Origin of the sequence: Pseudobacteroides cellulosolvens ATCC 35603 = DSM 2933, assembly GCF_001262605.1 — a bacterium.
Lineage (GTDB): Bacteria > Bacillota > Clostridia > Acetivibrionales > DSM-2933 > Pseudobacteroides > Pseudobacteroides cellulosolvens.
The window spans coordinates 5,735,936-5,751,136 of sequence record NZ_LGTC01000001.1 but is presented as its reverse complement, the minus strand read 5'-3'; the positions used below and the strand labels follow the sequence as shown (position 1 = coordinate 5,751,136).

Sequence of the window (15,201 nt, the reverse complement as noted above, 5' to 3'; positions counted from 1 at the left end):
AAAAGCTTAATAATACACCTCAATCAACCGATACATAATTATAAATTTAGTAATGAGGGGGGTCGCATGTTAAAGGGCATAAAAATTATATCTGTAATATTAGTACTCTGGGTGGTTCTTGGTACAATAAGCAGTATTGCGGTTGCACCCGGATTTAAGAATCCATCAAAGGGTTTGTCCAATTCAAATGCCTCCCAGGAAGTAGAAAATGTTTATTCGTATATATACAGTCTAAAGGGAAGAGGAGTTTTGTCCGGACAACAGGAGTCTACATGGGTAAATAATAATCCTGACTATGAAATGGATTACATTAAAAAAATAAGCGGTAAGCTGCCTGCAATCCGGGGATTGGACTTTATAAACAATGATCTAGACGGAGTAACAAACCGTGCTGTCAAATGGTGGAACCAAGGCGGAATTCCTTCAATTTGCTGGCATTGGGGTGCACCAACAGTTGGTATAGGTTACGAGGCCAGCAAGGGTACAATAGATATAAATCAGGCATTAACTCCGGGAACAGCCTTAAACAAGGCAATGATGGATGATATGGCAAGGGTAGCACAAGAACTGACAAGGCTCAGGGATGCAAAGGTTCCTGTATTGTGGAGACCTTTTCATGAACTGAACGGCCACTGGTTCTGGTGGAGCAAAGGAGGGCCGGAAGCCTTTAAAAGCCTGTGGAAGCTTATGTATGACTGTTATACCAATACCTATGAACTAAATAATCTGATATGGGTATTGGGTTATGCGGAAAAGCCTGATCCAGCATGGTACCCGGGAGACCAATATGTTGATATAGTTGGTTCAGATACATACAATGCCGATATTCAGCATGGAATGTACAAGGCACTTCTAAACATATATGGTGATAAAATGCCTATCGCTTATCACGAATGCGGGAATATCCCTGATCCGGATGAGATGAAATCCTGTAATACAAATTGGTCCTGGTTTTTGACCTGGCACACATCGTTCATTAAGAAAGAGAATTCTGCAAGCTATGTAACGAAGGTCTACAATCATGATTTCATTATAACCCTTGATGAACTCCCGAACTTGAAGGATCCAAACAGCAAGGCCGGTAGCAATCATTATACCTATTACAAATTGGCGAATAGAAAAAGCGGTAAACTGCTGGATGTAAAAGATGTATCAGGTGTAAATGGGGCAGATGTCATACAGTGGGCTGATAGAAACGGTTATAACCAGCAGTGGAGATTCGTCAAAACAAATGATGGGTACTATAAACTGGTTAATCGCTACAGTGATTTGCTTCTGGACGTTTCACAAAAATCAATACTAAATGGTGCAAGGGTTGTCCAATGGAGGGATATAGGAGGTCATAACCAGCAGTGGAAATATACAAAAGTTGAAGGGGAATATTTCAAGCTGGTAAACCGATATAGTGGAAAGTGTCTTGATGTCAGCGGCGGGTCCAAAGTAAATGGAGGAAAAGTTATTCAGTGGGGGTACACCGGCGGAACAAACCAGCAGTGGAAGTTTGTTAAGGTTGAATAGGTTATAGAGGCTAATTTAATATCAAAAGATTCCCACCTTAATTGTTATAATAAAAGGGTGGGATTTTTTATTGTTTGAGAAACTTAGGGAATTAAAAAATTTTGCAGAAATGAACCTTGAATGATAAAATTCTCTCTTATTTATGGTGCACCAAGAAAGGAGAAACATATATGAGCGAGATTGATCTGATAAAGTGCTGGCAAAATGGAGATATGGATTCCTTCCGGGCATTGTATGAATGTTATAGTTCTCCTGCTATCCGCACAGCTTTCCTCATTACTGGCAGGAGGGATATTGCTGAGGATGTTGTACAGGATGCATTCATACAATCTTATAACAACATTAAAAAGCTTAGGGATCCTGAAAAGTTTCGGTCATGGTTTTATAGAATACTTGTAAGGTTAAGTTGGCAGTATTCTTCTAAGGAAAAGGGTAAAGTGCCCTTTGAGGAAGTTAGTTTCACGATGGAGTCGGAATCTATTAATACGGCTGAAATTTTAGAGCAATATGAGATGAAACGCGTATTGCATGAAGCGGTTTCAAAGCTCAGCACACCCCTTAAGACAGTTGTAGTGCTGTACTATTTTAATGAACTGACTGTTAAAGAGATAGCCGGAGTACTAAACTGTTTTGAAGGAACCGTAAAATCCCGGCTTCATAACGCAAGAAAGTTTCTTGAGAAGGAATTAAGGAATGATGATATTGCAAAGGGTTTATATTTCCAGCAAGCGAAAGGAGTGTAGAAATTATGGATACTAATAAAAAATTCGATAATTTAATGAAGGACTACTTAGGTGACATATCAGAAAAAATTGATTGTGAACCTGAAATGCTTAAACAGATCGAAGAAGGAATTAAGAATAGTGAAGGCAAGGCTGGACATTCAAGAAACAATAATCCATATAAAAATTTCTTTGGATTGAATATGAAGAGAGTGGCTCTAATTGTTATTTGTTTTGTTGTTATGTCAATGGGGCTGACAGTTATGGTATCTGCTGAAGCAAGAAATCTTGTAAAAGATGCGTATAATAGTGTAATTTCAATTTTTATAGTTAAAGAAACCAAAGATGGGATAAACATTTCTGAAGTTCCTGATACAATTCTTATGGATCAATCATTTAGTGGACAACTAGATGATAGGAACATTACCAGCGAGGAAGTAAAAAAGAAGTTCGGTGTTGATCTGTTTTTCCCTAATGAATTTGGAGGCAGATGTACCAAGATAATAAGCTCCTGCATAACGACCGTTTACCAAATTAGTTACAGAGAATCGGAAGATCTGGCAAGTAAACTCCTTACCGGAGACCAGGATGCACTATTTGTTTCACTAAAAAATAAAAAGAAAAACACGTTGGGTTGTGTGTATTTTGATAATAAGTCTTATAAAAACTTCTGGATTTATATGGAGAGTGCAGCCCAAAAGCCTGCTGAAACGGGTAAAATGCTCGAGAAGATTGATATAGAAGGTGTCCAGTGCAGGTATACTTTAAGACCTTATGCAGAATACCAAACAAAGCAATATTCTACTGTTACATCTGATGACCGAACAATAAAGGGATCAGGAGAAGATATGTCAAAGGAACCTTACTATATCGGTAAATACTATTATATTAAGTGGACATACAATAATGTGGACTATACAGTGAGGCTTGAAAATGAATCCGATTATGATGATGCAAAAGAATTTGTTGGTGTGTACATTAAAGAATTGAAGAAGTGGAAAAGTAAATAGCTCAAATGTGGAAGTTATTTTCCATTCATTCTTTAACATATTTGCAACCTTTTTTGTAAAATTTTAAGAATTTTACAAAAAAGGTTGCAAATTTTTGTTAAATATCGTAGTATAGTGTTAGTTTTTCCATATAATAGCTTTGAGTTTGTCCTATTTATGTATTTCTAATTGGAAAAAATTTAGGGGGAGATCTGAGCATGAAAAAAAAAGTAATGTTAAAAGGAAAGCTGATGAGGGTTTCTATCCTTCTCATCGCACTGTTTACAGCAACAATCTTTTTTATCACCAATACCAATGTTAATAATTTAGTGGAGAATAACATCTCGGCAAAATTGGACAGTGTATCATATCTGGGGATGGATATCATCAAAAGTAAATATTATGGTGATTGGAATGTAAAGAGCGGAAAGCTTTTTATAGGGGAAAATCTGATAAACGATAATTTCGAGGTTGTGGATGCAATTAAAGAAAAAACAGATGCATTTGCAGCTATTTATGTTAATGACGAAAGTGTGGCTACAAACATAGTTGATGGGGATGGTAAAAGAACAGTAGGATCCAAGCTGTCCAATGAAGCAGCTCAAAGTGTTTTAAATAATGGTATTACCTATGAAGGAACGGAAGAGATACTTGGTCAAAAATATAATGTTAAATATGTACCTTTAAAAGACAATATGGGCAAAGCGATTGGAGCATGGTTTGTAGGTGTGCAGAAAATAGATGTTGGCAGCCAGGATGGGAAAATAAAGCAAATGAGGACTTCCATTGTTGTTATTTCAGTGTTATGTGGTTTACTAGGTTGCATAATATTGATGTTTTATTCAAAAAAATACCTTAAAGATATAGATACACTTAAGGTTTCATTCCTTGGGTCAAGTTCAAACAGCAATAAAACACAGCAAAAGGTTTTGAGGATGTCATTACTGCTTATAGGAACATTTATTGTGATTTGGTTTGTTATACAGGGCTTTACAATTGGGAATGTTGTTAATAAAATTGTAGACAGTAATGTAAAAGATAAGTTGAATGCCGCTTCAGAATTGGGGTATATGCTTATTGAGGAAAAATATAAGGGAGATTGGTCAATTGTAGATGACAAGTTGTACAAGGGTACAAATTCTTTTAATGGTAACGCTGAAATAGTAGACACAATCGGTTCTATTACGGAATCCCGTTCAACTATTTTTATGAACGATACAAGGATTTCAACAAATATTTTACAAGCTGATGGCACAAGGGCTATAGGAACTAAAGCATCTAATGAAGTTATAAATACTGTTTTAAAAGAGGGCAAGGAATTTACAGGAGAAACCACAGACGTGGAAAAGATATGTGTTGCGAGATATATGCCGCTTATTGATAGCACCGGCAAAACTATTGGCATGTGGTTTGTAGGTATCGACAAAAAGTCTATTAGTGACCAGATAACCGATCTGAGGAAACCCATTACCCAGATTAGTATAATGGCCATTATAATTGCATTTATGACATTTTTATTCCTGTCCAGAAGGATGGTTTATGATGTGGATAACTATGATATCAAACTTTCAGCCTAAATATCTGACATGACCTTTATGAATGGCTAAGAGATAACATCCGATTCTTATCGTCCAAAACCCCATTAATCGTCGGGATTTTGTCCTTGAGAAAACGAACTTATTTCTTAGCCATTACTTATGACAGTTTTAAAATATGGCTCACGATTGCCTAATGGCTATGGTTAAACATGATTCTATGTTAAATGGTACAAATCTTACTTTGAATTATGGTTACCCCACATTATAATATTGTCACTGGCTATTTCAACTGCTGTCGCTTTATCCTTACCTATTTTTACTATAACGTTTCCGCTTTCCACATCGCATGTTATATAAAAATTATAGCGTCTATTCTGTCTGGGATAATAAATATAATATTTTGAACCTTTGGGCGAAGGATTTTTGATCTTGCCAACAGGTAATACTCTGTAATAAGCCAATATACTTCCTATATCAGAGGGATCAGGGGTTTGGGCTGGAATTTGTGACGGAACATATAGCTTCTGATCAGTAATGCTTTTTGTAATGTAACCACGTTCTATTGCATTTGCGGTGTTGTTCGCAATCATTTTTGCGTTTATTTCATCAGTTTTGGCAAGTGCTTTATTACCGGAGTTTCTGAAAAATAAAAATGAAAGCACTAGTATTAATATAATAGGAAGGATTTTTACTATATTATATACCGGATTTTTATCATCAAGTTGTTTCAACTAATTCACCCTCCCTAGCTTTCTCAAAATTGGTAATCTAATTATAACACTCTTATGTTTCAATAGAAATATTATCCTATGACATTTTGGGGTGGGGTGTCACGCAAAAATCAACTTAATTTTGCGGAAAATATCACAAACCTTGCAGTGACAAAATCCATAATATATGATATATTTACCAATAATTAATGACATAGGAGGGGAAAAAGATAATGGCTATACAAACGAAAAAGTTATATAAAATAGTTATATCTATTGGTATGCTGCTATTATTACAGCTAATCTTTACAACAGTTGCAATAGGTGAAGGAAATATTATACTACCCAAAGATATGAACCAGAATAAGGTTACAGGATTTATTGTGTTTGACTTTAATTACAACTGGACATCTTCAGCAATAATAAAATCCGGCTTTCAATTAGAGATATTGGGAACAGACCTGACTGCAACAAGTGATAGCAGAGGATACTTTGAAATTAATAATGTTCCTCAAAACGTTGAAGAGTTTACTATTAGAATTTCTAAAGCTGGATACCTTGCAAGGGAAGTTAAGCTGTTGAACAGCTACGATAAGACACAAACAAATATTGAAATGTGGGCTGGAGACATTCCTAATGATGGTGTGCAGGATGATATTATTAATATGAAGGATATAATGGCAATGGCTAAGTCGTTCAACGTTACATATGAAGATCCAAGCTACGCTGAATATAAGGACTTAAATGGAGATAATGCTATTAATATGTCCGATATTCTCATAATGGCAAAGCATTTTAACACTAATACAGGCAGTTATCCTGCGATTGAGCAGTCTATAGTTAAAAATATTGAGGCTGTTAGAGAAGATACTATAAAAATAACATTTTCAAAAGATATGCAGTCTAACTCAGGATTGTCATCGCCTTTGTATGGAGATGTTGAAAATGTAGCACAATATACTATAAAGAATAGTGATGGTGTAATTATTACAATTAGTAATGCTATTTATTCCGCAGCTGACAGGTCTGTAACTCTTGTATTGTCAGGAAAACAGTCAGGGGACTGCTCGATAAGCATTATTGGATTAAAGGACAAGTTGGGGCAGGAAGTGGAGCCTGTGTATAGAATCATTAATATTTATGACATGACAGCACCAACTGTTAAAAATGTATATTATAGTGATACTTCAAAAAATAAAATTATAGTAGTATATGATGAAGAAATGGCTACTTCTGGGCTTTATTCAGTACTCTTGCCTGAAAACTATAGATGGGATAATGATATATCTAATGGAACCAATTATGAAGTTCTCCCAGCGGGTTCGACAGTTGCTGTTTTACCAACAGACAGTAAAGTAGTGGTTATAAGCTTGGGACAGGGAAGAGAGACAACATCCAATACATCTCTTAAGTTTGGTAGTATTTCTGGTAGTGTAATATATGCCGTGTCAGATAAAGCGGGAAATTTAATGATTCCTGGAATGACCCGAAATGCCGATTTAGAACCAAGGGTAACAATAGCCGATCAACCACTGGAAATAACATCAGGAAGCACATTAAGAGTAAGAGTAACCGGCGTAAATCTTGTGCAAGTATCACAGGAAGACTTCGCATATACATTAACATATAATTCTGCTGCCCCAAGTTATTTAACGCCGTTATCAGCTAAGCTTGTTGATAAAGAAGGTATACAATACATTGAATTTACTGTTCCTCAAGATACATTTAATGCATACACGGATTTGTCAAATGTCCAAATGAAAACAGTGGTGAACCCAAAAGCTACAATATCAGCACTAGGCACAGCTATTACCGGTAATGCCGCTTCAGCTGTTGCCAATTATTCTACGTTTAGGACTTCTATCAAATCAGTGTCAATTTATGATTATTACAGTGTTATTGTAAAGCTTGAAGGGAAGATTTTTGCATCGGAATTAAATAACTTTATATATAGTGTTATACTTTTTCAAGGTATGAACTCAATTGCAATTAATGGTGCATCACTAATAGGTTCAGACACATGCTCAAACACAATTTTGCTTAATACTGGTGCGATAGATGTTACAGGAACTGTAACTTTAAAGACTTTACCGGATGTATTTGTAACAGTAAAAGACTTTAATGGATTATGTATTAAAGGCAATACAACAGGAGTTTCAGGAAGATCGGTTTTTGTAGCAGGGAATATTTCTACAACTGGAGCAATGGGAAAAAAGGTTAAAAACGGTGACACTATTACTATAAGTCTTAACATGGCTCCCCAAAAAGTTTCAACAGCCGTTGTTGAGCCTGACGTATCAGGAAAGGCTAAATTAGTAATCGCAGGAGTTGGAACCATAACAGGATTTACTTGTAATGATTATGATTCAGGTATAACTGCGAATGTTATTATTAAAGAAAGGCAAATTGTTATAACATTTAATGTTCCGTCTGAGGGAAACAGCCTTGGGTTTGGTGCAGTTAATACAATGAAATTTGTTCCCGATCCCACTTTTACTAATATAGCAAGTGAGCCTGTTGATGTTGGAGTAACACCAATATTCTAAAAACCTTTGATATACACAAGTGTAGTATCTTACGGTTTTTTACTTAAATGAGTAACAAATAATCTTCTTTATAAGGTGCCTCTTATGTAGTATAATACAAGAGGCACCTTAATTGTATTTGTTGAAATATTACATAATACATTATCAATTATTTCAGTTCTATTACATTTTCTTTACACTTATTTTCAATGTGTTGACTCTAAAATATTGCTCTGATATAATTTGTCTTGAATCAAGATAGGTGATACATGCCAGATATCTTGAGTAAATAATTTTAGGTCGGGCTATAAAATAGACGGAAAAGGCGTATCTCGACCGTATTTTATAAAGCCTTATTCCAAATCACAAAAATTACAAGGAGGAATTGAGAGTATGAAGAATCTCAAGAAGATGTTATCGGTTATCGTAGTTATTGCAATGCTTGCTACTACTATGATACCAGCATTCGCTGCTGATACAGCTGCTGCTCCAAAAACTGATGCTGAAATAGCACAAGGTTTGGGAGTTGTTATCGGTGGAAACGGTGGAATTACAGAAGATTATTTGAAGGCATCAACACAAAGGTACCAATCAGCAATTATTTTCCTCAGGTTGTTAGGTCTCGAATCTACAGCTAAAGTTTTTGACGGTAAAGATAACTTTACTGATGCAAAATTATTAGCTGCAGATATGCAGAAATATCTTGGTTACCTCAAAGCTAATCCTCAATATGGATGGATTGGATCAGGTAACGGTAAATTCGATCCTACTTCAGCTACTTCAGCTCAAGCATTCTACAAAGTATTGCTTGAAGGATTGGGTTACAAATGTACAGTAGGCGATGTAAAAGGTGATTTCGACTACGCTGATACAATAACTTTTGCTGCTTCAAAAGGATTAACAAAAGTTGCTAACGTATCAAAATTCACAAATGCTGATTTAATAACAGCTGTTTTGGAAGTTTTGCCACTTGAAAAGAACGGTACTGGTAAAACTCTTCTTAAGACAATAGTTGAATCAGGTGCTATTAAAGAAGAAGTTGCTAAAGAATTTATGCCAAGTGCACTAGAATTACCTAAGACTGTTACTACAGCTGTTTACAGCGTAACTGCTACTAACGGTCAGTTAACAGTTGTTATGTCAGAAGACGTTGGAGCTACTCCAGCTGATGCTGACTTCACAGTAACTCAAGCTATCAACGGTGCTGCTGCTACTACAGTAACAGGTACTGTTTATGGTTACACTTATGCTACAAAGACTGCAGTTATCAATGTTCCAGTTGTTGCTGAAGCATCAGCTGAACAGAGCGTTGTTTACTCAGTAAAATATAAAGACACTACAGCTGTAACTGCTCCTGCAGTTGTTGTAGGTGCTTCTTTTGGAATTAAAGATGTTGTTGAACCAAGCTTAAAGTTAATAAAAGTTAACTTAAACAAAGATTATGATTCAGCAAAAGATACTTTCACAGTTTACAAGACTTCAGACACTGCTGCTACTGTAGCACAGACTGTTAAGGCTGTTACTGGAAATTCAAAACAGGTATTAGTAATCGCAACTGGAACATATGAAGCAGATGTTGATTACACTGTAAAAATGACAAGAGATGGCAAAGATTACACTAAAGCATTTAAAGTAGCTGCTGATTCAGCAGTTCCACAGATTGTTAAGGCTGAAGCTATCGGTAACAAAAAGATCAGAGTTACATTCTCTGAGCCAGTTCAAAATGCTGCTGCATTTAAAGATGATGGTGGTGCTGATTCAACATTCTCATACAATTTTAAAATTGGTGATGCTGTAATTAAAGGAACAGAAGATCCAGATGTTGCTGATATGCCAGCTGATACAGCATCAGCTAAGCAATTAGCTAATAAAGTAGGTTCAACAACTGACGAAGATATCGTTGTATCAGATGATTTGACAAGTGTTGATTTTGTATTGAACAATGCTCTTGCAACTGGTGAATATACTTTATCAATGTTAAAGAATGGTGCAGACACTAACGTTAAGGACTATGCTGGTTATGAAGTTCCTTTGACAAGTGCAAAGTTTACTGTATCATTGTCATTAACTGCTGCTGCTGCAGACAAATTGACTGTAAACAGCAGATCAGAAGTTGCTGTTGATTTCACAGCTGCAATTTCAGCTCCTTCAACATCTATGGTATTCTGGAATACAGACGGAGTTGATACAAATACTGCTAAAACAGCAAATGCTGTAGCTAAAACAACTGATACAAAATATACTTTCTCATTCACTACAAATGTAATACCAACTGGTAAAGTATACTTCTTCGTAAAAGGTATTGTTGATGCATACGGAAATGCAGTTCCAACAAAGAAATTTGAAGTTACTGTAGGTTCAGATGCAATAGCTACTACTACTATTACTGTAGAGAATGAACAGACAGTAAAAGTTAAGTTCTCAAAAGATATGGCAGCTACTCTTACTAGTGGAGTAGAAACAAACTCAGGTACTACAGGAAATGCAGCTAGAAAAGATCATTACACAATTAAAAAAGCTGACGGAACAGCAGTAGAAATCACAGAAGCTAAGTATGTTGCTGCTGTTAAGACTACTACTCTTACATTAAAAGAAAAACAATCCGGTGCTTGCACAATAAGCATAAGCGGTGTTAAAGATGTAGTTGGTCAAGAAATGCAAGCTGTTTCATCAAGTGCAATAACATTTACAGATGTAACTGCACCAACTGTTACTAGCGTAACTGTGAAAGATGATTCAAATAAAATATATGTAGTATTCAGTGAAAAGATGGCTACAACTGGAACATACTCAGCTCTTAATGCAGCAAACTACAAATGGATGAATACTAGCGATACTTCTTTTGGAGATCTTCCTTCAGGAACAACCATTGCAGTTTCATCAGAAGATTCAAAAGCTATAGTTATAACTCTTCCAACTGATAAGAAGACTAAAGCTGGCGATACAAAAGTTAAATTTGGTTATATCTCTGGAAGTACTATAAAGGCAGTTTCTGACGTAGCTGGTAACGTTCTATCAATTGGAAATGAACAGACTTCATCAGCAATAGTAGATGGTGATACTACTATCGCTGGAACTGGAGAAGAAGTGAAGATTACTTCAGGAAATACTTTAAGAGTTAAAGTATTAGGTACTAAACTTAATTCAGTATCATATTCAGACTTTGAGTATAAGACTGATAAAGTTGCCTATGCAGTTTCTTCATCAGCAAAGCTTGTTGATGTAGATGGAACGCAATATGTAGAACTTACTACAGCTGCTGATGCATTTACTAGTAGCACAGATATAACTCAAGTTAAAGTTAGAACAATAGCAAGCCCGACAGGAACAAAAACTTCTGTAGGAACAGCAATTGACGGTAGTGTTGAATCAGTAGCTGCATCAGCAACTTCATTCACTACTTCAATAAAATCAGTATCCATACTCGATAATAATGAAGTAATTGTTATCCTTGAAGGTAATATAGACGATGCTGCATCATTTGCTAGCAGTGTTCTTTTATCACAGACTATAGGAACTACTACAACAAACTTACCTGTTACAAAAGGTACGCTTGTAGGATCAGCAACAAAGAGTAATGTTGTTAAGTTAGAAACAAATGGTAACATTGATGAAACTGCTTCAGTTTTATTGAAAACTAAGCCAACTGCTGATATAGTTGCAAAAGACGTTAATAAGCAGTATATCGTAACAGATACAACTGGTAAAACTGGTTCAAAAGGATTTATGGCTGAGAAATTAGAAGTAGCAGCAAATACAATAACTATAACATTCAATCAGGTACCAAAACTTCCTGATTCACCTACTGTAACTGAACCAGTAGCTAATAAAATAACAATTGCAGATGTAGGAGAAATTACATCATTGGCTAGTGCAGATGCAACTGCTAATTCTGTAGAGGTTGTAGGAAAAACAATAGTAATTACTCTTACTGCAGCTACTGCGGATGATGGAGTTACATTGTTCACTCCAAATGCTAACCTCAAGAATACTGGTAGCACAGGAGTTAACACAGACGTAAAAGTATTATATGTTGCTCCTTAAGTCTAATTAATAAAAAAGATAAGGGTAGACCAAACGGTCTATCCTTTCTTTTTTATTTGACACAAAGCAAAATATAGGGTAAAATACTTTTGTTTATTGTACCATCTACAGAAAGGCAGGTAGCACACATTGAAACAAAAGAAATTACCTTTGAACATAGAGAAATACAAACCATTTCGTATCATCCTGATCACTGTCCTCTGCATATTCATGTTCTTTCCTCCGTTTCTACGCGGGATGTATTTTGAAGCAGAGCAAATTCCTGCAGAGATATTTATCTTTATCATATTCACAGCCTTTTGGGCATATAAGTTTCTCATCCGTGACAAACGTTTACTCGTCACACCAATAGATTATGCTGCATTGGCATTTACCATTGTCTATTTCATATCGGTGCTTTTATATATAGTAGGTATTCGTTTGGCAGTTGCACCAAGGTTTGCTGTTATCGAGTGGCTAAAATATTGCATGTATATTGCTGTGTTTATCATGCTTTCGGACCTTATTACAACTATGAAATCAAAGCTGGCAGTATTGTGGGTCATATTAGGAACATCTGTATGTATTTGTATAATTGGCTTTGATGGGGCGGCAGGTCAGAATATAGCAAAGCTCATAAATTCAATCACCGGAAGCGAGACTATATTTGGTACCTTTGTTACACAGAGAATTTACTCTACATTACAATACCCCAATGCACTTGCGTCTTATCTTGTGGCGGTATTCCTGGTATCCCTTACTCTTTCAATGATAACTAAAAACAGGTGGTTGAAAATAATTCCAGCCGTATGCTCATTCATTTTCCTTACTACCTTTGTATTTACACAAAGCCGTGGTATGATTGCAGTTGTGCCTGTTGCAGCTGTCATTTACCTTATTGCTCTTCCAAAAGGAAGCAGGATTAAAGGTATTATTTATGGATTTTCTTCCATAATACCTGCAGGTGTTATATCTGCTATGTTGTATAAGTATATGATGAATAATACAGGTAATGAATCTAAAATTTGGATTTTGCTGTTTGCAGGAATTGTAATTTCTGCTATAATAAACATTGTTGTTTCATTTGTATCTCCATTTTTAGAAAAATTGAACTGGAAGATATATGCTGCACTGTTTGCATTAGGTGCTGCTACCGCTATAGTTGCGGTTGTTGTATCAATGAATTCTACAGAAAAACTTGAACTGGTTTATCCCGAAGGCCCCGAGGACAAAATTGTAAGAAGTGTAAAGAGTGTTGTATTGGAACCGGGCAAGGATTATAAGCTGGTTTATGATGTTGATGCGAAAATAAAGGGTGATAAGCCTATTGCTTATTCCATTATAATAAACTATAAAAGGGAAAGAGACCTTGTCGTAAATGACAGAGAGGTTCATATTACCCAATACAACGGCTCTGCAACAAAGGGCATTGAAAATAGGGAGCTTCCATTTAAGCTTCCGTCTGATAGCAAAGTTGTAAATATCACATTTAGAAATGATTTCAGTGGTACAAGTTCTGTATTTGATAATGTTAAGGTTATTGAAGCAGGTTCGGGAAAGGTTGCAAAGAATATTGCATTGAAATATAAATACTCATTGGGTAATATACCTGAGCTTGTACAGATGAATTTGATTTCAAGAAGTTTGGTAGAGCGTTCCATTTTTAACAGGGATGCCATGAATATGTTCAAAGATCGCTGGTTTTTGGGCGGCGGTGGAGGAACCTGGGCAGCGTTGAATTTTTCATATCAGTCCTTCCTCTATTGGAGTACCCAGGCTCACAATTATTTTTCCCAGATAGCTGTGGAATGTGGTGTTGTAGGAATAATTATACTGCTATTCCTTATAATATCTATAATAGCCATGTTTGCTTCGGAGCTTAAATATAAGAGAAAATCAGGAGTAGAGGAGCGTATCCTGCAAGCTGCTTTGTTTGCTGCATTGTTGGGAATGATGATGCACTCAGCTGTAGATTTTGATTTTTCATTGTCGGCAGTGTTCCTGCTTTTCTGGCAGTTGCTAGGTATATTTAATTCAAGATATAGAAACACGCCTGTTGAGGAAGAGATTGAAACAAAAAATGCAGTGATTGGATATTTGAATAAATTGGTAAAAATAAAAACTGTTAATCTCCACGCATTTGTAATGTTGACTCTTTCTATAGTGGTATTGTTTGTTCCTGTGTTTATCAAGTCGGCTAATGCAAAGGGCAGGGAAGCAGTGAGTGTTAGTCCTTCCGATACTGAAAAGGCAATATCAGTAATGAAGAGTGCGGCTGGTTTTGATCCATGGATGGTAGAATACAAGCTAGATTATGTAAAACTTACACTTTCAAAGCAGCAGAAGACCCAGAAGGACATCGACAGTGCAAAGGATGCACTAAAGACTTCTGAAAAGCTGGCATGGAACAGCGTTGAATTCTTGCCGAAGGTTGGTTCATTCTATTTGAATATGGGAGAAATAGACAAAGGTTTGGACTTGTTTGACAGGGCTGCAAAGCTCCGCCCATTGAGGCCGGAAGAATGGCAGCAAAAGCTTAGTGCATATTACAGCGTCGTCAATTACTATATACAGAGCAAGGACAAAAACAAAGCTATAATATATTTGGATAAAGCATTAAAAGTTAAAGATGATGCTGTTGAGGCAAATAAAAACAATATGAATCCTTTTGTCTTTAACTCTGCAACAATGGAATTATATGAAAAAACAAAGTATATAAAGGAAAATCAGGACAAGCTGGAAAATATTAATGCTGATAAGCTGTTGTTTAATTATATCAGCGGAATAGATTTCGATATGGACAGTAGTCCAGACCAGCTTGGATCAAGTGGAGAAAGTGCTGTTATGAATGAAAAGGATAACGGTATTTTAGAGGTACAAAGCAAAACTGAAAAAAATGATGGCTATATAGAGACACGAAAGCTTAATTTGGCAGCAGGAAAGAGTTATCGTATTGAGGTTGAGCTGGCTAATGATATAACCTCAAAAGGTATTCCATATGCTGTAAAAGGTATTAATGAGCTGCAGGGAAGCCTGGTACCTTTGGGTAAGGTATACTCTGGGCAGATTACCATTCCCAAGGATTTCAAGCCTGCTGATAACGCATTAAGGGTTGGAGTTCCTGAAAAACTTGAAATAAAGAATATAAGGGTTGTAGAAATGTAGCTGGGGGAGTT

General features: G+C 36.1%; 8 protein-coding genes. 7 read left to right on the top strand and 1 reads right to left on the bottom strand.

What is annotated here, in order from left to right; translation table 11 throughout:
* Positions 1–66: 66 nt before the first annotated feature.
* The 4 genes from Bccel_RS23840 (at position 67) to Bccel_RS23825 (ending at position 4,806) form a co-directional block, all read left to right on the top strand.
* Positions 67–1,518: a glycosyl hydrolase gene (locus Bccel_RS23840; RefSeq protein ID WP_050753783.1), complete on the top strand. Its 1,452-nt coding sequence runs from the start codon at positions 67–69 to the stop codon at positions 1,516–1,518.
* A 170-nt stretch (positions 1,519–1,688) separates the two neighbouring features.
* On the top strand, positions 1,689–2,261 hold the full coding sequence (locus Bccel_RS23835) for an RNA polymerase sigma factor (protein WP_036935122.1): 573 nt from the start codon (positions 1,689–1,691) through the stop codon (positions 2,259–2,261).
* Positions 2,262–2,266: 5 nt separating this feature from the next.
* Complete coding sequence (locus Bccel_RS23830; RefSeq protein WP_036935125.1) at positions 2,267–3,250, top strand: hypothetical protein; 984 nt, start codon at positions 2,267–2,269, stop codon at positions 3,248–3,250.
* Positions 3,251–3,447: 197 nt separating this feature from the next.
* Entirely contained in the window at positions 3,448–4,806 is a 1,359-nt protein-coding gene (locus Bccel_RS23825) for a cache domain-containing protein (protein WP_036935128.1), read from the top strand.
* A gap of 197 nt (positions 4,807–5,003) precedes the next feature.
* Here Bccel_RS23825 and Bccel_RS23820 read toward each other — a convergent pair whose 3' ends face one another.
* Entirely contained in the window at positions 5,004–5,498 is a 495-nt protein-coding gene (locus tag Bccel_RS23820; protein ID WP_036935130.1) for a hypothetical protein, read from the bottom strand.
* A gap of 212 nt (positions 5,499–5,710) precedes the next feature.
* Between Bccel_RS23820 and Bccel_RS23815 the strand changes: the two genes are divergently transcribed.
* The 3 genes from Bccel_RS23815 to Bccel_RS23805 all read left to right on the top strand — a co-directional run bounded on the left by Bccel_RS23815 (position 5,711) and on the right by Bccel_RS23805 (position 15,190).
* Positions 5,711–8,023 (top strand): dockerin type I domain-containing protein, encoded by a 2,313-nt coding sequence (locus tag Bccel_RS23815; RefSeq protein ID WP_036935133.1) that lies wholly within the window; start codon positions 5,711–5,713, stop codon positions 8,021–8,023.
* 372 nt (positions 8,024–8,395) lie between these two features.
* Positions 8,396–12,046, top strand: coding sequence for a hypothetical protein (locus tag Bccel_RS23810; RefSeq protein WP_036935136.1), 3,651 nt, complete (start codon positions 8,396–8,398; stop codon positions 12,044–12,046).
* A 129-nt stretch (positions 12,047–12,175) separates the two neighbouring features.
* The gene (locus tag Bccel_RS23805; RefSeq protein WP_081926661.1) at positions 12,176–15,190 is read left to right on the top strand and encodes an O-antigen ligase family protein; all 3,015 of its coding nucleotides are present in this window, start codon (positions 12,176–12,178) and stop codon (positions 15,188–15,190) included.
* The last annotated feature ends 11 nt before the right edge of the window (positions 15,191–15,201 follow it).

What these genes read in the sequence shown, in the direction of transcription:
- Bccel_RS23815 (WP_036935133.1), top strand. Translation starts at nt 5,711, where the DNA reads ATGGCTATACAAACGAAAAAGTTATATAAAATAGTTATATCTATTGGT.
- Bccel_RS23810 (WP_036935136.1), top strand. Translation starts at nt 8,396, where the DNA reads ATGAAGAATCTCAAGAAGATGTTATCGGTTATCGTAGTTATTGCAATG.
- Bccel_RS23830 (WP_036935125.1), top strand. Translation starts at nt 2,267, where the DNA reads ATGGATACTAATAAAAAATTCGATAATTTAATGAAGGACTACTTAGGT.
- Bccel_RS23835 (WP_036935122.1), top strand. Translation starts at nt 1,689, where the DNA reads ATGAGCGAGATTGATCTGATAAAGTGCTGGCAAAATGGAGATATGGAT.
- Bccel_RS23825 (WP_036935128.1), top strand. Translation starts at nt 3,448, where the DNA reads ATGAAAAAAAAAGTAATGTTAAAAGGAAAGCTGATGAGGGTTTCTATC.
- Bccel_RS23840 (WP_050753783.1), top strand. Translation starts at nt 67, where the DNA reads ATGTTAAAGGGCATAAAAATTATATCTGTAATATTAGTACTCTGGGTG.